At 49.9% G+C, this 24,146-nt stretch carries 13 protein-coding genes and 1 pseudogene; 1 reads left to right on the top strand and 13 read right to left on the bottom strand.

Translation table 11 applies throughout. From position 1 onward, the window contains the following. The 5 genes and pseudogenes from BLO34_RS14500 to BLO34_RS14795 form a co-directional block, all read right to left on the bottom strand. Nucleotides 1-298, bottom strand: a pseudogene (locus BLO34_RS14500) (gliding motility-associated C-terminal domain-containing protein); the annotation flags it as partial. Between the two features lie 79 nt (nt 299-377). Then, a complete protein-coding gene (locus BLO34_RS14495; RefSeq protein WP_090756328.1) occupies nt 378-1,088 on the bottom strand; it encodes a hypothetical protein in 711 nt (236 codons plus the stop codon). A gap of 40 nt (nt 1,089-1,128) precedes the next feature. Further along, complete coding sequence (locus BLO34_RS14490) at nt 1,129-2,640, bottom strand: hypothetical protein (RefSeq protein ID WP_090756327.1); 1,512 nt, start codon at nt 2,638-2,640, stop codon at nt 1,129-1,131. A gap of 177 nt (nt 2,641-2,817) precedes the next feature. Beyond that, nucleotides 2,818-3,006, bottom strand: coding sequence for a hypothetical protein (locus BLO34_RS14485; RefSeq protein WP_090756326.1), 189 nt, complete (start codon nt 3,004-3,006; stop codon nt 2,818-2,820). Nucleotides 3,007-3,041: 35 nt separating this feature from the next. Further along, entirely contained in the window at nt 3,042-3,176 is a 135-nt protein-coding gene (locus BLO34_RS14795; protein ID WP_262492273.1) for a hypothetical protein, read from the bottom strand. 242 nt (nt 3,177-3,418) lie between these two features. Here BLO34_RS14795 and BLO34_RS14625 point away from each other — a divergent pair, with 242 nt between their 5' ends. After that, nucleotides 3,419-3,643, top strand: coding sequence for a hypothetical protein (locus BLO34_RS14625; protein ID WP_157686860.1), 225 nt, complete (start codon nt 3,419-3,421; stop codon nt 3,641-3,643). A 197-nt stretch (nt 3,644-3,840) separates the two neighbouring features. On the opposite strand, the gene BLO34_RS14790 is transcribed toward BLO34_RS14625, so the two are convergent. From BLO34_RS14790 to BLO34_RS14455, 8 genes are all read right to left on the bottom strand, one after another. Then, a complete protein-coding gene (locus BLO34_RS14790) occupies nt 3,841-3,975 on the bottom strand; it encodes a hypothetical protein (RefSeq protein ID WP_262492272.1) in 135 nt (44 codons plus the stop codon). A 228-nt stretch (nt 3,976-4,203) separates the two neighbouring features. Continuing rightward, nucleotides 4,204-4,452 (bottom strand): hypothetical protein, encoded by a 249-nt coding sequence (locus tag BLO34_RS14480; RefSeq protein WP_157686858.1) that lies wholly within the window; start codon nt 4,450-4,452, stop codon nt 4,204-4,206. A gap of 93 nt (nt 4,453-4,545) precedes the next feature. After that, on the bottom strand, nt 4,546-4,830 hold the full coding sequence (locus BLO34_RS14685; RefSeq protein ID WP_090756324.1) for a hypothetical protein: 285 nt from the start codon (nt 4,828-4,830) through the stop codon (nt 4,546-4,548). A gap of 19 nt (nt 4,831-4,849) precedes the next feature. Beyond that, a complete protein-coding gene (locus BLO34_RS14470; RefSeq protein WP_090756320.1) occupies nt 4,850-5,386 on the bottom strand; it encodes a hypothetical protein in 537 nt (178 codons plus the stop codon). After that, entirely contained in the window at nt 5,386-5,532 is a 147-nt protein-coding gene (locus tag BLO34_RS14615; protein WP_157686856.1) for a hypothetical protein, read from the bottom strand. Before BLO34_RS14615 ends, BLO34_RS14470 begins: the two co-directional genes overlap by 1 nt. A 289-nt stretch (nt 5,533-5,821) precedes the next feature. After that, complete coding sequence (locus BLO34_RS14465) at nt 5,822-6,241, bottom strand: hypothetical protein (protein ID WP_090756318.1); 420 nt, start codon at nt 6,239-6,241, stop codon at nt 5,822-5,824. 23 nt (nt 6,242-6,264) lie between these two features. After that, the gene (locus BLO34_RS14460) at nt 6,265-7,596 is read right to left on the bottom strand and encodes a hypothetical protein (RefSeq protein WP_090756317.1); all 1,332 of its coding nucleotides are present in this window, start codon (nt 7,594-7,596) and stop codon (nt 6,265-6,267) included. 80 nt (nt 7,597-7,676) lie between these two features. Beyond that, a complete protein-coding gene (locus BLO34_RS14455; protein ID WP_157686854.1) occupies nt 7,677-23,813 on the bottom strand; it encodes a hypothetical protein in 16,137 nt (5,378 codons plus the stop codon). Between the last annotated feature and the right edge of the window lie 333 nt (nt 23,814-24,146).

Below are 24,146 nucleotides of genomic sequence, written 5' to 3'. Positions count from 1 at the left end.
CGTCATTGTCGGTGTCTACTCCTGGCCCTAGTGGTGACGTATCATAGGCATCATCCACTCCATTGCCATCAGCGTCCACGCCACTTGGAGCTACATAGTCATCCGTAGGCTGTGCTTCTACGTTGTCCGGAATTCCGTCGCCGTCACTGTCAATGTCAAGACTGTCTGGTATGCCGTCACCATCGGTGTCGCCCATTGGTTCATCAGCATCAAGGATACCATCGTTGTCATCATCAAGGTCCACGTTGTCAGCAACGCCATCGCCATCCGTATCAATTGGGTTCTCACGGTAGTCCACTTCACCTGTCGTTGGGTCATCGTCATTGTTCGTGTCAGATGCTCCATTGTCAAGGTCTCCGTTTACGTCCGCATAAGGATCAGCCGGGTTCGAGTCTCATACTGATCATCCAGTCCGTTGCCATCGCTATCCACGCCACTTGGTGTGTATCATAGGCTTCCACGTTGTCCGATATACCATCATCGTCAGAGTCAAGGTCTGATGCGTCCGGTGTTCCATCATTGTCCGTGTCTACTCCTGGTCCTAGTGGTGCCGCATCATAGGCATCATCCACTCCATTGCCATCGGCATCAACGCCGCTTGGAGCTACATAGTCATCCGTAGGCTGTGCCTCCACATTATCCGGGATTCCATCACCGTCACTGTCGATGTCCAGACTGTCCGGTATGCCGTCACCATCGTTGTCGCCCATTGGCTCGTCCGTATCTAGTATACCATCGTTGTCATCATCAAGGTCCACGTTGTCAGCTACGCCATCGCCATCCGTATCGGTTGGGTTCTCACGGTAGTCCACTTCACCTGTCGTTGGGTCATCGTCATTGTTCGTGTCAGATGCTCCATTGTCAAGGTCTCCGTTTACATCTGCATAAGGATCTGACGGGTTCGGAGTCTCGTACTGATCATCCAATCCATTGCCGTCGCTATCCACGCCACTTGGTGGTGTGTCATACGCTTCCTCGTTGTCCGATAGACCATCGTCGTCAGAATCTAGGTCTGATGCATCCGGTGTTCCGTCATTGTCCGTGTCTACTCCTGGCCCTAGTGGTGCCGCATCATAGGCATCATCCACTCCATTACCATCAGCATCAACGCCACTTGGAGCTACATAGTCATCCGTAGGCTGCTTCTACATTATCTGGGATACCATCACCATCACTGTCGATGTCCAGACTGTCCGGGATACCATCACCATCAGTGTCGCCCATTGGCTCATCGGTATCAAGGATACCATCGTTGTCATCATCAAGGTCCACGTTGTCAGCTACACCATCGCCATCCGTATCGGTTGGGTTCTCACGGTAGTCCACTTCACCTGTCGTTGGGTCATCGTCATTGTTCGTGTCCGATGCTCCATTGTCCAGGTCTCCGTTTACATCTGAATAAGGGTCTGCCGGGTTTGGAGTCTCGTACTGATCGTCCAGTCCGTTGCCATCGCTGTCCACGCCACTTGGTGGTGTGTCATAGGCTTCCTCGTTGTCCGATATACCATCATCGTCAGAATCTAGGTCTGATGCATCCGGTGTTCCGTCGTTGTCAGTGTCTATTGGTGTAATACCAGTTCTACCTCCAAGAGCTGGCTGATATACGTCATCCAGACCATTGTTGTCTGCATCAACACCACTTGGAGCTACATATTCATCCGTAGGCTGTGCTTCCACGTTGTCAGGGATACCATCGCCATCACTGTCGATATCAAGACTGTCCGGTATGCCATCACCATCGGTGTCCAAATTGCCTTCTATAGTATCTACAATACCATCATTATCATCGTCTAAATCTGTAACGTCTGGAATGCCATCTTGATCATTATCAGGAAGATCCAGATAATTAGGAATACCGTCGTTATCAGAATCGTCATCTGTATAATCGTTATTACCGTTTAGATCTTCATCTAGGGTAGGTATACCATCATTATCGTCGTCGACATCTCTAAAATCCAAGTTATTCAATGGGTTGCCGCTGACTGCATCGCCATCTGTATCATTAAGATCTGACGCTGGGTCATTTACAACCTGTAGTCCATTAGGATCACCGTATCCAGTTGTATCGCCATCAAATGCATCATCCAAACCATCTTGATCTGAGTCAACATTCGCGAAAGCGATATCACTTATACCGTCATTATTATAATCGTAACCCTCGATCGCGTCAAATACACCATCATTGTCTGAGTCGACATCTAGATAATCTGGATTGCCATCACCATCCTCATTGTTTGGTGTGATTCCTTCACCATTTCCAGGGGTCGATTCATAGCTATCATCAAGACCATTGCCGTCTGTATCATTTCCACTAGGAGTTAAGTAACCTGATGTAGATTGAGCCTCAACATTGTCTGGAATGCCATCTCCATCAGAGTCTTGATCGAGAGAGTCTATAATACCGTCGTTGTCAAAATCTGCTGTTCCTTCAACAGTATCAAGAATACCGTCATTGTCGTCGTCAATGTCGTTACCATCACCTATTCCATCTTGATCATTATCATCAAAATCTAGGTAGTCTGGAATCGTATCTCCATCTGCATCATTTGGATCAATGGTATTAGCATCTCCATCAACATCAGGATTCTCATTAAAAGTGAGTAAACCATCATTGTCATCATCAGTATCACGATAATCCAATTCATCTGTACCATCTGTATTATTGAGATCAGTCGCTGGATCATTCTCTACAACACCACCGTTACGTCAGAATATCCAGTAGTATTACCATCAAATGCGTCATCCAAACCATCTTGATCTATGTCCGCTTCCGCGAAAGCGATATCAGGAAACCATCGTTGTTAAAATCAAAGGCTTCTATGAATCATCAACATTATCGTTGTCTGAATCGATATCCAAATAATCTGGATTACCGTCACCATCAGTATTTTCTGGTGTTATTCCTTCCCCTGCTCCAGGAGAGCTTTCGTAAACATCATCCAGACCGTTGTCATCAGAATCAACTCCAATTGGGAATACATATCCTGCTGTCGTTTGGGCCTCCACATTATCAGGAATCCCATCACCATCAGAATCTTGATCTAATGAATCGATAATACCGTCACCATCAAAATCTCCATTACCTCAACAGTATCAATGATACCATCATTGTCATCATCAATATCAATGTTGTTAGGTATACCGTCACCATCATTATCTGCATTATCAGGATCCAAATAATCTGGGGTATCGTCACCATCAGAATCATTAGCATCGTCTGCTAATCCATCATTATTAGGATCATTAGATTCATCTTGGGATAAAATTCCATCATTATCATCATCAGTATCTCTATAAATCTAAATCATCAGCACCATCTGTATTTGTTAGATCGGCAAGAGGATCAGTATCTACTTGAGCACCATTAGGGTCAGCATAGCCGTTTAGTATCTCCATCATAAGAGTCATCAATACCATCTTGATCTACATCATTATTAGAAGGAAGAATATCTGGAAGTCCATTACTATCAAAATCAAATGCCTCTGTTCCATCTACAATACCATCATCATCACTATCAAGATCAAGGTAATCAGGAACAGCGTCAAGGTCTGTATCCTCTACAGTTACTCCTTCTCCAGATCCTGGGCTTACTTCATAAGCATCATCAAGACCATTATTATCACTATCAATTCCAGATGGTAATATGTAACCTACCGTAGGTTGTCCCTCTACATTATCTGGAACTCCATCTCCATCTGCATCCTGATCTAATGAGTCAATGATCCCATCAAGATCACTATCATTGGTTCCTTCAACAGTGTCTAGAATTCCATCATTATCGTCGTCAATGTCAATACTGTTAATGACACCATCTCCATCCGTATCCAGTATATCTGGATCTAGATAATCCGGATACCATTAGAATCAGTATCGATCGCATCATTTGGATTTCCATCACCATTAGGGTCTGCTCCTTCATTAATTGTAAGGAAACCATCATCATCATCGTCTTCGTCTAGGTAGTCTGGTACCATCTGCGTCCGTGTCCTGGTTGGTCGGATCGTTGTCCCCATCGTAATTCTCAGGCCGTGTCCACGCCGTCACCGTCATCGTCACTATCCAGGTAGTCTGGTGTACCGTCACCGTCCGTGTCGTCTTGGTCGGGTCACCGTCTGCGTCCACGTCCTCTGTAAGGGTAGGAACGCCATCGTTGTCATCGTCCGTATCTCTATAGTCCGGCTCATCGGTGGTATCCGTGTTGTTCAGGTCCGTGCAGGATCCGTGTCCACTACGTTACCGCTTGGGTCCGTGTAGGCCGTGTTCGGGTCCGTATCGAAGTTGTCATCGATTCCGTCACCATCCAGGTCGCTGTTCGCAGGTACCGTGTCCGCGATACCGTCATTGTTCACATCGAAGCCTTCCGTCGCATCTGCCACGCCGTCGTTGTCACTGTCTAGGTCAGGTAGTCTGGCTGGTCCGCGCCGTCCGTGTTCTCCGGGCTGATGCCTCACCGGATCCCGGTGTGTTCTCATAGTTGTCGTCCAGTCCGTTGCCGTCTGCGTCAACACCACTCGGTGGCGTGTAGCCCGCAGTGGTCTGTCCCTCTACGTTGTCTGGGATACCATCACCATCGCGTCCTGGTCCAAAAAGTTCGGGATGCCATCGCCGTCAGTGTCCGTCGGGTCCGTGAACGGGTTGTCGTCTCCATCAAGGTTCGCGTCCTCCACGCTGTCCAGTATACCGTCGTTGTCATCGTCAAGGTCTGCCGAGTCCGGTACGCCATCACCATCCACATCGTCCACGTCCAGGTAGTCCGGTGTGCCGTCAAGGTCGCTGTCCAATGCATCTGCAGGATCGTTGTCTCCATTAGGGTCCGCGTTCTCATCCATCGTATCCAGTCCATCACCATCATCGTCCGTGTCCAGGTAGTCCGGTCCTTCTGTTCCATCCGTGTCTTGGGTAGCCCCGTGTTAGGGTGCCGTCTCCGTCTGGGTTCGGGTTCTCGAAGACCGTATTGATCCCATCGCCGTCATCATCACTGTCCAGGTAGTCCGGAACGGTATCGGTATCGGTGTCTTGGGTAGCGCCTGTATTGGGGTTACCATCGCCATCCGGGTTCGGGTTCTCATACTGGGTATCCACGCCATCACCGTCATCATCGCTGTCCAGGTAGTCTGGTGTACCATCTGCGTCCGTGTCCTGGTTGGTCGGATCGTTGTCCCCATCGTAGTCCTCCAGAGCCGTATCCACGCCGTCACCGTCATCGTCCGTGTCCAGGTAGTCTGGTGTACCGTCGCCGTCCGTGTCATCATTGGTAGGGTCACCGTCTGCGTCCACATCCTCTGTAAGGGTAGGCACGCCATCGTTGTCATCGTCCGTATCTCTATAGTCCGGCTCATCGGTGGCATCCGTGTTGTTCAGGTCCGTGGCGGGATCCGTGTCCACTACGTTACCGCTAGGGTCTGTGTAGCGCCATTCGGGTCCGTATCGAAGTTGTCATCGATTCCATCACCATCCAGGTCGCTGTTCGCAGGTACCGTGTCCGCGATACCGTCACTGTTGGTATCGAAGCCTTCCGTCGCATCTGCCACGCCGTCGTTGTCGCTGTCCAGATCCAGGTAGTCTGGCTGGTCCGCGCCGTCCGTGTTCTCCGGCTGATGCCCTCACCGGATCCCGGTGTGTTCTCATAGTTGTCGTCCAGTCCGTTGCCGTCTGCGTCAACACCACTCGGTGGCGTGTAGCCCGCAGTGGTCTGTCCCTCTACGTTGTCTGGGATACCATCACCATCAGCGTCCTGGTCCAAAAAGTTCGGGATGCCATCGCCGTCAGTGTCCGTCGGGTCCGTGAACGGGTTGTCGTCTCCGTCAAGGTTCGCGTCCTCTACGCTGTCCAGTATACCTCGTTGTCATCGTCAAGGTCTGCCGAGTCCGGTACGCCATCACCATCCACATCGTCCACGTCCAGGTAGTCCGGTGTGCCGTCAAGGTCGCTGTCCAATGCATCTGCAGGATCGTTGTCTCCATTAGGGTCCGCGTTCTCATCCATCGTATCCAGTCCATCACCATCATCGTCCGTGTCCAGGTAGTCGGGTCCTTCTGTTCCATCCGTGTCTTGGGTAGCGCCCGTGTTAGGGTCGCCGTCTCCATCTGGGTTCGGGTTCTCGAAGACCGTATTGATCCCATCACCGTCATCATCACTGTCCAGGTAGTCCGGAACGGTATCGGTATCGGTGTCTTGGGTAGCGCCCGTGTTAGGGTTGCCGTCACCATCCGGGTTCGGGTTCTCGTACTGGGTATCCACGCCATCACCGTCATCATCAGTGTCTAGGTAGTCTGGTGTACCGTCGCCGTCCGTGTCCTGGTTGGTGGATCGTTGTCCCCATCGTAATTCTCTAGGGCCGTGTCCACGCCGTCACCGTCATCGTCACTATCCAGGTAGTCTGGTGTACCGTCACCGTCCGTGTCGTCGTTGGTCGGATCACCGTCTGCGTCCACATCCTCTGTAAGGGTAGGAACGCCATCGTTGTCATCGTCCGTATCTCTATAGTCCGGCTCATCGGTGGTATCCGTGTTGTTCAGGTCCGTGGCGGGATCCGTGTCCACTACGTTACCGCTAGGGTCTGTGTAAGCGCCATTCGGGTCCGTATCGAAGTTGTCATCGATTCCATCACCATCCAGGTCGCTGTTCGCAGGTACCGTGTCCGCGATACCGTCACTGTTGGTATCGAAGCCTTCCGTCGCATCTGCCACGCCGTCGTTGTCGCTGTCCAGATCCAGGTAGTCTGGCTGGTCCGCGCCGTCCGTGTTCTCCGGGCTGATGCCCTCACCGGATCCCGGTGTGTTCTCATAGTTGTCGTCCAGTCCGTTGCCGTCTGCGTCAACACCACTCGGTGGCGTGTAGCCCGCAGTGGTCTGTCCCTCTACGTTGTCTGGGATACCATCACCATCAGCGTCCTGGTCCAAAAAGTTCGGGATGCCATCGCCGTCAGTGTCCGTCGGGTCCGTGAACGGGTTGTCGTCTCCGTCAAGGTTCGCGTCCTCTACGCTGTCCAAGATACCGTCGTTGTCATCGTCCAGGTCTGCACTGTCTGGTACGCCATCACCATCCACATCGTCCACGTCCAGGTAGTCCGGTGTGCCGTCAAGGTCGCTGTCCAATGCATCTGCAGGATCGTTGTCTCCATTAGGGTCCGCGTTCTCATCCATCGTATCCAGTCCATCACCATCATCGTCCGTGTCCAGGTAGTCGGGTCCTTCTGTTCCATCCGTGTCTTGGGTAGCGCCCGTGTTAGGGTCGCCGTCTCCATCTGGGTTCGGGTTCTCGAAGACCGTATTGATCCCATCACCGTCATCATCACTGTCCAGGTAGTCCGGAACGGTATCGGTATCGGTGTCTTGGGTAGCGCCCGTGTTAGGGTTGCCGTCACCATCCGGGTTCGGGTTCTCGTACTGGGTATCCACGCCATCACCGTCATCATCAGTGTCTAGGTAGTCTGGTGTACCGTCGCCGTCCGTGTCCTGGTTGGTGGGATCGTTGTCCCCATCGTAATTCTCTAGGGCCGTGTCCACGCCGTCACCGTCATCGTCACTATCCAGGTAGTCTGGTGTACCGTCACCGTCCGTGTCGTCGTTGGTCGGATCACCGTCTGCGTCCACATCCTCTGTAAGGGTAGGAACGCCATCGTTGTCATCGTCCGTATCTCTATAGTCCGGCTCATCGGTGGTATCCGTGTTGTTCAGGTCCGTGGCGGATCCGTGTCCACTACGTTACCGCTAGGGTCTGTGTAAGCGCCATTCGGGTCCGTATCGAAGTTGTCATCGATTCCATCACCATCCAGGTCGCTGTTCGCAGGTACCGTGTCCGCGATACCGTCACTGTTGGTATCGAAGCCTTCCGTCGCATCTGCCACGCCGTCGTTGTCGCTGTCCAGATCCAGGTAGTCTGGCTGGTCCGCGCCGTCCGTGTTCTCCGGGCTGATGCCCTCACCGGATCCCGGTGTGTTCTCATAGTTGTCGTCCAGTCCGTTGCCGTCTGCGTCAACACCACTCGGTGGCGTGTAGCCCGCAGTGGTCTGTCCCTCTACGTTGTCTGGGATACCATCACCATCAGCGTCCTGGTCCAAAAAGTTCGGGATGCCATCGCCGTCAGTGTCCGTCGGGTCCGTGAACGGGTTGTCGTCTCCGTCAAGGTTCGCGTCCTCTACGCTGTCCAGTATACCATCGTTGTCATCGTCCAGGTCTGCACTGTCTGGTACGCCATCACCATCCACATCGTCCACGTCCAGGTAGTCCGGTGTGCCGTCAAGGTCGCTGTCCAATGCATCTGCAGGATCGTTGTCTCCATTAGGGTCTGGGTTCTCATCCATCGTATCCAGTCCATCACCATCATCGTCCGTGTCCAGGTAGTCCGGTCCTTCTGTTCCATCCGTGTCTTGGGTAGCTCCCGTGTTAGGGTTGCCGTCTCCGTCTGGGTTCGGGTTCTCGAAGACCGTATTGATCCCATCGCCGTCATCATCACTGTCCAGGTAGTCCGGAACGGTATCGGTATCGGTGTCTTGGGTAGCGCCTGTATTGGGGTTACCATCGCCATCCGGGTTCGGGTTCTCATACTGGGTATCCACGCCATCACCGTCATCATCGCTGTCCAGGTAGTCTGGTGTACCATCTGCGTCCGTGTCCTGGTTGGTCGGATCGTTGTCCCCATCGTAGTCCTCCAGAGCCGTATCCACGCCGTCACCGTCATCGTCCGTGTCCAGGTAGTCTGGTGTACCGTCGCCGTCCGTGTCATCATTGGTAGGGTCACCGTCTGCGTCCACATCCTCTGTAAGGGTAGGCACGCCATCGTTGTCATCGTCCGTATCTCTATAGTCCGGCTCATCGGTGGCATCCGTGTTGTTCAGGTCCGTGGCGGGATCCGTGTCCACTACGTTACCGCTAGGGTCTGTGTAAGCGCCATTCGGGTCCGTATCGAAGTTGTCATCGATTCCATCACCATCCAGGTCGCTGTTCGCAGGTACCGTGTCCGCGATACCGTCACTGTTGGTATCGAAGCCTTCCGTCGCATCTGCCACGCCGTCGTTGTCGCTGTCCAGATCCAGGTAGTCTGGCTGGTCCGCGCCGTCCGTGTTCTCCGGGCTGATGCCCTCACCGGATCCCGGTGTGTTCTCATAGTTGTCGTCCAGTCCGTTGCCGTCTGCGTCAACACCACTCGGTGGCGTGTAGCCCGCAGTGGTCTGTCCCTCTACGTTGTCTGGGATACCATCACCATCAGCGTCCTGGTCCAAAAAGTTCGGGATACCGTCACCGTCACTGTCCGTAGGGTCCGTGAACGGGTTGTCGTCACCGTCAAGGTTCGCATCCTCTACGCTGTCCAAGATACCGTCGTTGTCATCATCTAGGTCCGCACTGTCCGGTACGCCATCGCCATCCACATCGTCTACGTCTAGGTAGTCCGGTGTGCCGTCGCCGTCAAGATCTGCCGGGTTGTTGTTGTCCACTACTTCAACGTCTGTACCTACGCCATCGTTGTCGTCATCCGTATCTCTATAGTCCGGCTCATCGGTACCATCGGTATTGTTGAGCTCGTTGGCCGGATCTGTTGTTGTTGGGGTACCGTTGGGATCGCCGTAGCCGGTCGTATCGCCATCGAAGTTGTCGTCCAGTCCGTCCTGGTCGCTATCCACATTCGCGAAAGCGGTATCTGCAACGCCGTCATTGTTGAAGTCTGACGCTTCCGTGACATCTGGGATGCCGTCATTGTCGGAGTCGGTATCCAGATAGTCGGGATCATCCGTACCATCGGTATTCTCTGGGATGATACCGCCTACCGGATAGGCATCGTCGAGACCATCATTGTTGTTGTCTATCCCACTTGGAGTAATGTATCCAACGGTAGGCTGTCCCTCGACATTGTCAGGAATGCCGTCATTGTCGCTGTCCTGGTCAAACTGATTGATAATCCCGTCACCATCGGTATCGAAGCTGTCCACGACACCGTCGCCATTGGCATCGTTGACTCCATTAACGTCTCTGGAATTAGGGATGCCATCACCGTCTGCGTCTCCAAAAGGATCCACACCGCCGTTCTCCACCGTATCCAATATACCGTCGTTATCATCGTCAACATCCACACTGTCCGTGATGCCGTCTAGGTCTTGGTCTCTTGCTTCACGATAATCAACTTCAGGTGTTGCCGGGTTATCTTGATTACTCAAATCTGCGCTACCAGCACTATATCTATCATTAGAGGCATATGCGATACCCGTATTATCGATCGAATCATATTCGTCCAACAAGCCATCACCATCTGAATCATTATTGTTAGTAGCTAAAGGGTTTCCTGATTCCAAATCGTCGTTGAAACCATCATCGTCAGTATCGAGATCCAGATAGTCTGATATGCCGTCACCATCAGTATCAATTGGCATAGTACCATCGTTATTAACTCCTTCATAAGCGTCTAATAACCCATCTGAGTCAGAGTCTGCAATTCCTGGTGCAACGTAACCAATAGTAGGCTGAGATTCAAGATTGTCTGGAATACCGTCATTATCTGAATCGATATCCAATTCATCAGGTATGTTATCTCCATCAGTATCAATTCCATCGTTTACTGTGTAAACTGCAAAAGTTCCTGGGCCGGATGGTTCACTTACACCATCTGGACCCGTTTGAGTTGGATTGTTAGAAGTTGTATTACCCTCAAATAATCCATTAATTGAACAAACATCAAATAAAACTGAGCCCAAATTAGTATTTGCAGTTGCACTCAAAAGCTGTGCAGAGAATCTAATGGAAAACTCAGAAGCATCGTAATAATTAAAGTATGTCGCCAGTCTAGGAGAAAGGTCGACACCAACATAAGTGTCGTCTGGACCTGTAAATGTTACCTCTCCAGAAGAAGCGTCTGAATTAACTGTAAGTAGCGTCTCGTTATCGACTGCGTACAGTCCTGGCTGACTTAAAATGACTGACTCGCGCGCATTTGCCCCATCGATGTCGTAAATCGTACCACCAAATCTACCAACATTAAATTGGGTATTAGTTCCATCTAATACGAACCTTACCTCGAAGGCCATTTGAGATGAACTGCCTGTAGGACCAGGAACATTAAATTCAGGCTGCCAAGCGTTTATATCTCCAGTGCCATCATTATCAATAGTAATAAGGGTTGCTCCACCGACGATGTCAGTAATTTCAATAATGGCATCTACCACTCCTATTTCAGGATAAGTGGCAACATTATCAAATCTATAAAGTGCTCCTACGGTACCATTAGCAGCACCACCCGCATACACTGGTGAAGTAAATGAAGAAGAAGGTCTTCCACAATCATCTGCAGCATTATTAGTAGGAACAAATCCTAAAGATTCAACAGAATCCAAGATGCCGTCATTATCGTCATCAATATCAACGTTATCGTTAATTCCATCTAAGTCTGTATCAACAGGATTATTAGGGTCCGTACTATCACGAAAATCTACTTCGGCTGTTAGAGGATTTTGAACGTTAGGAAAATCCTGAACTCCGCTCAAAGCTGGACCGTTCATATTCATATTAGATGCTGCTTGAGGACCGCTTAATCCATTCACATCATCACTATCATACGCATCATCTAAACCATCGTTGTCAGCATCAAAATTTGCTGGAGGTAAATTGTAAACTTCATCATTGTCAGTTAGACCATCATTGTCAGAGTCTATATCAAGGTAGTCTGGTAGATCTGTGCTATCTGCATTATTAGGACTGTTTGTTGGTATCCCGCTGCCAGAAAAAGTCTCATAATTATCTGCTAAACCATTACCATCAGTATCTGAAGTAGGTAATAAGTAGTCAGCAGTGGTTTGCCATTCTATATTGTCGATAATCCCATCATCATCAGAATCTAGATCCAAATAATTAGGGAAAGGATCAGTATCCGAATTTTGAGGAACTAAAATCGGAGTTCCTCCATTGTCAGAATCATATGCATCATCAAGACCGTCACCATCGGTATCGTTTCTTGTTCTTGGATTTGGGTTGTTGAAATCTTGAATTTCGATATTGTCCAATATTCCATCATTGTCAGAATCAATATCTAAATAATCAGCAGCTGTATCACCATCTGAATCAGTAGGTACTGATCCCTCTGTATTATCAGATTGACCATTGCCATCAACGTCTGCGAATCCAGTATCCTGATCATCGATCACACCATCAGCATTGGTATCTAAAGCATTATTTCCTGATTCAAAAACATCTGTCAAACCATCTCCATCTGCATCAATATCGAATTGATTGATCACTCCATCTTTATCAGCATCAAATCGATCAACAATACCGTCGTTATTGGAGTCATTTGCTGCATTGACATCTTGAAAATCAGGGATTCCATTGTTATCGCTGTCCGCGAAAGGGTCGTCTCCATTTGTTTCGATTACATCAGAAACACCATCATTATCATCATCTTCATCTACCGTATCTGGGACACCATCACCATCATTATCATCATTATCCAAATAGTTAGGTATGCCATCAAGATCAGAATCTTCTGGGTTGTTGTTGTCTATTACTTCGTCATCAGTAAGTACGGTGTCGTTATCATCGTCTGTATCTCTATAGTCCGGCTCATCGGTGGTATCTGTGTTGTTGAGCTCGTTTGCTGGATCTGTTGTTGTGGGTGTGCCGTTGGGGTCGCCATAACCAGTTGTATCCCCATCAAAGTTGTCGTCCAGTCCATCCTGGTCGCTATCGACATTCGCGAAAGCGACATCTGGCAGACCATCATTGTTGAAGTCAGAAGCTTCAATTATATCTGAAATACCATCGTTATCACTATCACCGTCCAAGTAGTCAGGCACGTCTACTCCATCAGTATTTATGGGAGTAATCCCATTAGGTGCATAAGCATCATCCAAACCATCGTTGTTGTCGTCTAGTCCGCTAGGAGTGGTGTAGCCTACACTAGGTTGGCTTTCGACATTATCAGGTATGCTATCGTTATCTGAGTCTTGGTCCTGGAAATCTGGAATACCATCATTATCTGTATCTGTAGGATCTGTAAATGGATTGTTGTCTCCATCATTATTGGCATCCTCAACCGTATCTATGATTCCGTCGTTGTCGTCATCAAGGTCCACGGAGTCTGGAATCCCATCACCATCCAGATCATCAACATCCAAATAGTCGGGTATCCCATCAAGATCCAAATCTTCTGGATTATTATTATCTATTACTTCATCATCAGTAAGTACGCCATCGTTGTCATCGTCCGTATCTCTATAGTCCGGCTCATCGGTGGTATCTGTGTTGTTCAGTTCGTTGGACGGATCACCTGTAGTTGGAGTACCATTGGGGTCTCCATAGCCAGTAGTATCACCATCAAAATTGTCGTCTAAACCATCGTTGTCTATATCAACATTCGCGAAAGCGACATCTGGTAGACCATCATTGTTGAAGTCAGAAGCTTCAATTATATCTGAAATACCATCGTTATCACTATCACCGTCCAAGTAGTCAGGCACGTCTACTCCATCAGTATTTACGGGAGTAATCCCATTAGGTGCATAAGCATCATCCAAACCATCGTTGTTGTCGTCTAGTCCGCTAGGAGTGGTGTAGCCTACACTAGGTTGGCTTTCGACATTATCAGGTATGCTATCGTTATCTGAGTCTTGGTCTTGGAAATCTGGAATGCCATCATTATCTGTATCTGTAGGATCTGTAAACGGGTTGTTGTCTCCATCATTATTGGCATCCTCAACGGTATCTATGATTCCGTCGTTGTCGTCATCAAGGTCAACGGAGTCTGGAATTCCATCACCATCCAGATCATCAACATCCAAATAGTCGGGTATCCCATCAAGATCCAAATCTTCTGGGTTATTATTATCTATTACTTCATCATCAGTAAGTACGCCATCGTTGTCATCGTCCGTATCCCTATAGTCCGGCTCGTCGGTGGTATCCGTGTTGTTCAGGTCCGTGGCGGGATCCGTGTCCACTACGTTACCGCTTGGGTCCGTGTAGGCCGTGTTCGGGTCCGTATCGAAGTTGTCATCGATTCCATCACCATCCAGGTCGCTGTTCGCAGGTACCGTGTCCGCGATACCGTCACTGTTGGTATCGAAGCCTTCCGTCGCATCTGCCACGCCGTCGTTGTCGCTGTCTAGGTCCAGGTAGTCTGGCTGGTCCGCGCCGTCCGTGTTCTCCGGGCTGATGCCCTCACCGGATCCCGGTGTGTTCTCATAGTTGTCGTCCAGTCCGTTGCCGTCTGCGTCAACACCACTCGGTGGTGTGTAGCCCGCGGTGGTCTGTCCCTCTACGTTGTCTGGGATACCATCACCATCGGCGTCCTGGTCCAAAAAGTTCGGGATGCCATCGCCGTCAGTGTCCGTCGGGTCTGTAAACGGGTTGTCGTCTCCGTCAAGGTTCGCGTCCTCTACGCTGTCCAAGATACCGTCGTTGTCGTCATCTAGGTCCGCACTGTCTGGTACGCCATCGCCATCCACATCGTCTACGTCCAGGTAGTCCGGTACGCCGTCCAAGTCGCTGTCCAATGCATCTGCAGGATCGTTGTCTCCATTAGGGTCTGGGTTCTCATCCATCGTATCCAGTCCGTCGCCATCATCGTCCGTGTCCAGGTAGTCGGGTCCTTCCGTCCCATCCGTGTCCTGGGTAGCTCCCGTGTTAGGGTTGCCGTCTCCGTCTGGGTTCGGGTTCTCGAAGACCGTATTGATCCCATCGCCGTCATCATCACTGTCCAGGTAGTCCGGAACGGTATCGGTATCGGTGTCTTGGGTAGCGCCTGTATTGGGGTTACCATCGCCATCCGGGTTCGGGTTCTCATACTGGGTATCCACGCCATCACCGTCATCATCGCTGTCCAGGTAGTCTGGTGTACCATCTGCGTCCGTGTCCTGGTTGGTCGGATCGTTGTCCCCATCGTAGTCCTCCAGAGCCGTATCCACGCCGTCACCGTCATCGTCCGTGTCCAGGTAGTCTGGTGTACCGTCGCCGTCCGTGTCATCATTGGTAGGGTCACCGTCTGCGTCCACATCCTCTGTAAGGGTAGGCACGCCATCGTTGTCATCGTCCGTATCTCTATAGTCCGGCTCATCGGTGGTATCCGTGTTGTTCAGGTCCGTGGCGGGATCCGTGTCCACTACGTTACCGCTTGGGTCCGTGTAGGCCGTGTTCGGGTCCGTATCGAAGTTGTCATCGATTCCGTCACCATCCAGGTCGCTGTTCGCAGGTACCGTGTCCGCGATACCGTCACTGTTGGTATCGAAGCCTTCCGTCGCATCTGCCACGCCGTCGTTGTCGCTGTCCAGATCCAGGTAGTCTGGCTGGTCCGCGCCGTCCGTGTTCTCCGGGCTGATGCCCTCACCGGATCCCGGTGTGTTCTCATAGTTGTCGTCCAGTCCGTTGCCGTCTGCGTCAACACCACTCGGTGGCGTGTAGCCCGCAGTGGTCTGTCCCTCTACGTTGTCTGGGATACCATCACCATCAGCGTCCTGGTCCAAAAAGTTCGGGATGCCATCGCCGTCAGTGTCCGTCGGGTCCGTGAACGGGTTGTCGTCTCCATCAAGGTTCGCGTCCTCCACGCTGTCCAGTATACCGTCGTTGTCATCGTCAAGGTCTGCCGAGTCCGGTACGCCATCACCATCCACATCGTCCACGTCCAGGTAGTCCGGTGTGCCGTCAAGGTCGCTGTCCAATGCATCTGCAGGATCGTTGTCTCCATTAGGGTCCGCGTTCTCATCCATCGTATCCAGTCCATCACCATCATCGTCCGTGTCCAGGTAGTCCGGTCCTTCTGTTCCATCCGTGTCTTGGGTAGCGCCCGTGTTAGGGTCGCCGTCTCCATCTGGGTTCGGGTTCTCGAAGACCGTATTGATCCCATCACCGTCATCATCACTGTCCAGGTAGTCCGGAACGGTATCGGTATCGGTGTCTTGGGTAGCGCCCGTGTTAGGGTTGCCGTCACCATCCGGGTTCGGGTTCTCATACTGGGTATCCACGCCATCACCGTCATCATCGGTGTCCAGGTAGTCTGGTGTACCATCTGCGTCCGTGTCCTGGTTGGTGGGATCGTTGTCCCCATCGTAATTCTCTAGGGCCGTGTCCACGCCGTCACCGTCATCGTCACTATCCAGGTAGTCTGGTGTACCGTCACCGTCCGTGTCGTCGTTGGTCGGATCACCGTCTGCGTCCACATCCTCTGTAAGGGTAGGAACGCCATCGTTGTCATCGTCCGTATCTCTATAGTCCGGCTCATCGGTGGTATCCGTGTTGTTCAGGTCCGTGGCGGGATCCGTGTCCACTACGTTACCGCTAGGGTCTGTGTAAGCGCCATTCGGGTCCGTATCGAAGTTGTCATCGATTCCATCACCATCCAGGTCGCTGTTCGCAGGTACCGTGTCCGCGATACCGTCACTGTTGGTATCGAAGCCTTCCGTCGCATCTGCCACGCCGTCGTTGTCGCTGTCCAGATCCAGGTAGTCTGGCTGGTCCGCGCCGTCCGTGTTCTCCGGGCTGATGCCCTCACCGGATCCCGGTGTGTTCTCATAGTTGTCGTCCAGTCCGTTGCCGTCTGCGTCAACACCACTCGGTGGCGTGTAGCCCGCAGTGGTCTGTCCCTCTACGTTGTCTGGGATACCATCACCATCAGCGTCCTGGTCCAAAAAGTTCGGGATGCCATCGCCGTCAGTGTCCGTCGGGTCCGTGAACGGGTTGTCGTCTCCGTCAAGGTTCGCGTCCTCTACGCTGTCCAAGATACCGTCGTTGTCATCGTCCAGGTCTGCACTGTCTGGTACGCCATCACCATCCACATCGTCCACGTCCAGGTAGTCCGGTGTGCCGTCAAGGTCGCTGTCCAATGCATCTGCAGGATCGTTGTCTCCATTAGGGTCCGCGTTCTCATCCATCGTATCCAGTCCATCACCATCATCGTCCGTGTCCAGGTAGTCGAGTCCTTCTGTTCCATCCGTGTCTTGGGTAGCGCCCGTGTTAGGGTCGCCGTCTCCATCTGGGTTCGGGTTCTCGAAGACCGTATTGATCCCATCACCGTCATCATCACTGTCCAGGTAGTCCGGAACGGTATCGGTATCGGTGTCTTGGGTAGCGCCCGTGTTAGGGTTGCCGTCACCATCCGGGTTCGGGTTCTCGTACTGGGTATCCACGCCATCACCGTCATCATCAGTGTCTAGGTAGTCTGGTGTACCGTCGCCGTCCGTGTCCTGGTTGGTGGGATCGTTGTCCCCATCGTAATTCTCTAGGGCCGTGTCCACGCCGTCACCGTCATCGTCACTATCCAGGTAGTCTGGTGTACCGTCACCGTCCGTGTCGTCGTTGGTCGGATCACCGTCTGCGTCCACATCCTCTGTAAGGGTAGGAACGCCATCGTTGTCATCGTCCGTATCTCTATAGTCCGGCTCATCGGTGGTATCCGTGTTGTTCAGGTCCGTGGCGGGATCCGTGTCCACTACGTTACCGCTAGGGTCTGTGTAAGCGCCATTCGGGTCCGTATCGAAGTTGTCATCGATTCCATCACCATCCAGGTCGCTGTTCGCAGGTACCGTGTCCGCGATACCGTCACTGTTGGTATCGAAGCCTTCCGTCGCATCTGCCACGCCGTCGTTGTCGCTGTCCAGATCCAGGTAGTCTGGCTGGTCCGCGCCGTCCGTGTTCTCCGGGCTGATGCCCTCACCGGATCCCGGTGTGTTCTCATAGTTGTCGTCCAGTCCGTTGCCGTCTGCGTCAACACCACTCGGTGGCGTGTAGCCCGCAGTGGTCTGTCCCTCTACGTTGTCTGGGATACCATCACCATCAGCGTCCTGGTCCAAAAAGTTCGGGATGCCATCGCCGTCAGTGTCCGTCGGGTCCGTGAACGGGTTGTCGTCTCCGTCAAGGTTCGCGTCCTCTACGCTGTCCAGTATACCATCGTTGTCATCGTCCAGGTCTGCACTGTCTGGTACGCCATCACCATCCACATCGTCCACGTCCAGGTAGTCCGGTGTGCCGTCAAGGTCGCTGTCCAATGCATCTGCAGGATCGTTGTCTCCATTAGGGTCTGGGTTCTCATCCATCGTATCCAGTCCATCACCATCATCGTCCGTGTCCAGGTAGTCCGGTCCTTCTGTTCCATCCGTGTCTTGGGTAGCGCCCGTGTTAGGGTCGCCGTCTCCATCTGGGTTCGGGTTCTCGAAGACCGTATTGATCCCATCACCGTCATCATCACTGTCCAGGTAGTCCGGAACGGTATCGGTATCGGTGTCTTGGGTAGCGCCCGTGTTAGGGTTGCCGTCACCATCCGGGTTCGGGTTCTCATACTGGGTATCCACGCCATCACCGTCATCATCGGTGTCCAGGTAGTCTGGTGTACCATCTGCGTCCGTGTCCTGGTTGGTCGGATCGTTGTCCCCATCGTAATTCTCTAGGGCCGTGTCCACGCCGTCACCGTCATCGTCACTATCCAGGTAGTCTGGTGTACCGTCACCGTCCGTGTCGTCGTTGGTCGGATCACCGTCTGCGTCCACATCCTCTGTAAGGGTAGGAACGCCATCGTTGTCATCGTCCGTATCTCTATAGTCCGGCTCATCGGTGGTATCCGTGTTGTTCAGGTCCGTGGCGGGATCCGTGTCCACTACGTTACCGCTAGGGTCTGTGTAAGCGCCATTCGGGTCCGTATCGAAGTTGTCATCGATTCCATCACCATCCAGGTCGCTGTTCGCAGGTACCGTGTCCGCGATACCGTCACTGTTGGTATCGAAGCCTTCCGTCGCATCTGCCACGCCGTCGTTGTCGCTGTCCAGATCCAGGTAGTCTGGCTGGTCCGCGCCGTCCGTGTTCTCCGGGCTGATGCCCTCACCGGATCCCGGTGTGTTCTCATAGTTGTCGTCCAGTCCGTTGCCGTCTGCGTCAACACCACTCGGTGGCGTGTAGCCCGCAGTGGTCTGTCCCTCTACGTTGTCTGGGATACCATCACCATCAGCGTCCTGGTCCAAAAAGTTCGGGATGCCATCGCCGTCAGTGTCCGTCGGGTCCGTGAACGGGTTGTCGTCTCCGTCAAGGTTCGCATCCTCTACGCTGTCCAAGATACCGTCGTTGTCATCATCTAGGTCCGCACTGTCCGGTACGCCATCGCCATCCACATCGTCTACGTCTAGGTAGTCCGGTGTGCCGTCGCCGTCAAGATCTGCCGGGTTGTTGTTGTCCACTACTTCAACGTCTGTACCTACGCCATCGTTGTCGTCATCCGTATCTCTATAGTCCGGCTCATCGGTACCATCGGTATTGTTGAGCTCGTTGGCCGGATCTGTTGTTGTTGGGGTACCGTTGGGATCGCCGTAGCCGGTCGTATCGCCATCGAAGTTGTCGTCCAGTCCGTCCTGGTCGCTATCCACATTCGCGAAAGCGGTATCTGCAACGCCGTCATTGTTGAAGTCTGACGCTTCCGTGACATCTGGGATGCCGTCATTGTCGGAGTCGGTATCCAGATAGTCGGGATCATCCGTACCATCGGTATTCTCTGGGATGATACCGCCTACCGGATAGGCATCGTCGAGACCATCATTGTTGTTGTCTATCCCACTTGGAGTAATGTATCCAACGGTAGGCTGTCCCTCGACATTGTCAGGAATGCCGTCATTGTCGCTGTCCTGGTCAAACTGATTGATAATCCCGTCACCATCGGTATCGAAGCTGTCCACGACACCGTCGCCATTGGCATCGTTGACTCCATTAACGTCTCTGGAATTAGGGATGCCATCACCGTCTGCGTCTCCAAAAGGATCCACACCGCCGTTCTCCACCGTATCCAATATACCGTCGTTATCATCGTCAACATCCACACTGTCCGTGATGCCGTCTAGGTCTTGGTCATTACACGCCGTACTTACGGAGTCTTCCAAGAAATCGTAGGTTCCGTTTGCATTCGTATCAGCTGGTTCTGTGTACCCTTGACCGTTTTGGCCTGAGGTTACCAAGCCATTTGCGTCCACGGTTGCTGGTGATGTGTTACCGAGTTGTCCATCTTCATCCGCTTTCGCGAAAGCGTCAATAAATCCAGCCTCTATGCTATCATTACAACCGTCGCCATCTGAATCGATGTCCTTGTAATCAGGAATGCCATCGCCGTCAGTATCAGGTGCATTTGCATCTGTAAATTGATGGGATGGGTCATTATAATTTGCTAGTTCACACTCATCAAACAATAACGAGTAGTAACGAGTGATGGTTGTATTTGTGTTCTTTTTTATACCAACGGTAAAGTTGAGCTGATTTACATCTTGCTTTTGAAAAAATACACGGTGTGCATTGTCTGTGGAGATCGCATTTGTACCGTTCACCACTACAGAGCCAGTTCCATCTGCAATAAATTGTGTGACTCCAGAGCCTAGGTCTGACGTGAGAATATTTGAAGGATTTCCAATGGTGTACCCGACGATATTATTGACTCGATAATATTCACGGTCAAAATTTTCTCCATCCACATCCTGGAAAAATCCACCAACACTAGGAACTGTAGCGCTAGTCAAACTACCGGCATTCACAAACCTTACATTAAATGTCATCTGGCGATCACCTGAGGCCGTTGAGTTATACCGTATAACTGGCTGGAACGCTTGTGCAGAACCTTCTGCCTGTCCATTAATATCAACTAGTGTGGTTCCTGCTGATCTTTGGGTAATTGTGACTATCGCATCCAAGCCCGTTGCCACTCCTGTAAATCTATACTGTGCACCCACTGAACCGGCCGTTCCTGCGATCAAAGTACTATTCGTAAATGAATAACTTGAACCTGTACATACCGCTCGGTCATTGTCTGCGATGAATTGATACCCTTCCAAAACATCACTTATTCCATCATTATCATCATCTCGATCTTCAATGTTGTCAACGCCATCGTTGTCAAAATCTGCAGGATTAAAAGCATCTCTATAATCAACATTTCCTCCTTGGTTCAGGTCGTTATCTGAGTCAGGAAGAACGGTCGGGTCATTTATGGTACCGTTGGGATCTGCATATGAAGTGTCATCTGTATCATATGCATTATCGAAACCGTCGTTATCGTCATCTAAATTAGTTGGCTGTAAATCTGACACTCCATCAGCATTTGTATCAAATGCTTCTATATTATCTGACTCACCATCGTTATCAGAATCAAGGTCACGGTAATCTGGATTATCTGTTTGATCTGTGTTTACAGGTAAAATTCCTAATTCCTGTCCCGCATTGTCATAGGATACTGGTAAACCATTTGCTGTGACATCTGGAATCCCATCATTGTTTGAATCTTGAGGAGCTATATAACCTAAAGTGGTCTGCGCCTCTACATTATCTGCTATACCATCATTGTCCGAATCCAGATCTTGATAGTCTGGAACGCCGTCACCATCAGTATCTGTAGGATTTGTTGCTGGATTGTTATCTCCATCAAGATTCAAATCTTCTCGAGAATCTAAAATACCATCATTGTCATCATCTATGTCAACATTATCGAAAACTAGATCTCCATCTGTATCAACAGGTGGCAAACAAGCATCTGCAATGCCATCGTTATCTGCATCTGGTCCGGCTTCCTGAAAATCTGAAATACCATTATTATTTCTATCTGCTGGATCAACATATGCCGCAGCTGTTACTGTACCGTCAGCATCTGTGGCAGCTGGGTCACCTGCACCAAATTGACCTGCATCATTTCCATCTGCATTGATTTGATTGTAAGCTTCATTAGAATCGCTACAACCATCGTTATCTGCATCTAGGTCCTGGTAGTCCGGCTGGTCAGTACCGTCAGAATTTACGACCTCTTTCACATTGCCTGATTCTGCTCCACCAATTTCAGCTGCGTCTGGAATACCATTAGCACCAACTGGACCATCTATTTGACCATCATTATTTGTATCGAGATCTGAACTTCCATTTTCTACAACGTCATATATACCGTCATTGTCGCTATCTAAATCGAGATAGTCTGGGATTCCATCACCATCAGTATCCAAATCACAAATTGCACCATTTACTGATGTTGATTGTCCAGGATTGGTAAAAGTGACATTATCAAACACATAACCAGTTATCCCAGCTCTTTTCTTTACAGTAAAATCAATGTTCGATGATTGTAAAAGGTCAACGGCTACCCATAGGTTCTCATCATCTGGAGAACCATCTGCATTTCCTAAAAATCTTACGAATGATCCTGGGTCTAAAAAGTAAGAAGTGTTTGAATTATTTGCAGTGATATCTGTAGTAGGTGATCCTGACAGTGTGTATGATGCTATATCATCTCTTGAGAACTCTATACCTTCTCCAACTCCTAAATTATCAATATCCAGAAAAGTAATCTCTACCGGAACTTCTATCAATGTATTTGTGCCAGAAAGGAAAAATTCGATTTCAAATTCGGCAAACCCATCATCATTTCCACCATCTAAAATAATTGGGTAGTAATATGTAATATTTGTTGCGGTATCTGTAAAAGAGAATCCCGAAATATCAACCGTTAAATCTGCAGGACTTGAGTTCCGTAGGACTGTTAATCTCAAATCAACACTCTGACCATTAAATGTTGTTGCATTTGAGTAGGTAGTAAAAGCTCCAACGCCATCTGCTCCAGCACCGTTTTGATTGAAATTTGCGTTTGCTTGGGAGAGGTTTAATGTAACGGACTCGGGCTGGGCTTCACACTCTTGAGTGTCCAGAATACCATCATTATCATCATCTAAATCACAAATATCTGAAACACCATCACCATCCGTATCTATATTTCCAGAGGCAACTGCATCACATGGATCCACTACATTAATACCAAGAGTAGCACGATTGGAATTTAGGCCTAAATCGTCCTTAACCGTAAAGTTGATTGAGGCATCACCTAGATAATCCTGTTCTGGGTTGAAAGTCACATTTCCTAAATCATCAACGGTATAGCTACCAACTCCTACAATAAATAGAGGATTACCTAGTGAACCTTGATTGAATTCATCATTGGGATCGATTAATACTACTGATGAGGGATCTATATTTCCATCAGGGTCACTTGATCCGTCCAATACGTTACTTTGGAAGCTCTCGTTTATAAATATCGTATTCCCTAGATTATCAATAACTGATGGGGCCTGATTCACTAATACCGTGTTTTCGACAGCAAAAGTCACCTCACCTAGGAAGCTTACTGAATTTTGTCGATCGTTACTATCATTAGAACTACCATTACGGAAGTTAATCGTACTGATGTTATTATAGTTGATTCTAACTACGTACTGAGTATTGGCCGCACTAATACCTGCCGCGAAATCTACATCACTTTGAAAACGAGTGTAAGCCCCATTTTGAGAAACTACAAGCTCGGTAGTGGGATTGTTACCGCCTTCAATGGTGTAAGAATTAGTGACAATTGCCTCAAAGAATTCAAAACCATCAACATCAATCGCTTCTACTGTAAATGAATCAAGCCTGGCAGGAACTCCCACATCATTAGCGTCCACAACTGTACCATCAAGTACGAACTGAATTTGCCATTCTACATAACCTATTCCAGGCCCAGTATTGACTACAGGTTCAAATCGGTCATCTACCCCTAGAACCGCATCGACAACAAATGAATCTGCATTAGGCTCATCTAGATTAACCTTATCAACAATGGTAACAACGGCATCAACTAAAAACCCATCAACAGATACTTCTATGTCCTGATAGATGTATTTAGCTCCTATTTGCTCTGCAGCCGCACCGTTAGCTAGCAGAGTCGGTCCATCTGCGAGATTAAAGGTCGGACGTGATTGACTAACTGCCAGTAATGGCAACATCAAAGCAGTTAATAAAAATAGTGTTATAGAGTAGTTAGATTTGTAATGTCTAACCACCATAGGAAGTGTAGGGATTTCCATAAAGAATCAATTTATTCACCTCATTGAAAGTCAATGAACTAGTAAAAATAGGCTATGCGATGATATTTAGCAATTTTTTAAGGTATTTAGAACAATAGATCGTCCAAATACCTTAAATATAGCCTACTATTAAAAGCAGCTATAATTTTCCTACAAAATTCACCATATAAATGATTGCAAATTTAATTACTCTGAAAAAAAGAATCTGCCGTGACTAGTTCGCTTTCGCGAAAGCGTATTTAATATTATCCTCATTTTTAGCTCTGTAGAGTTGACTAAGAATACAGATTATTAGTACAAAAAAACCCGATGGAAATCCATCGGGTTTTTGAA

Source organism: Nonlabens sp. Hel1_33_55 (assembly GCF_900101765.1).
Lineage (GTDB): Bacteria > Bacteroidota > Bacteroidia > Flavobacteriales > Flavobacteriaceae > Nonlabens.
This window is presented reverse-complemented; position numbering and strand designations above follow the sequence as displayed.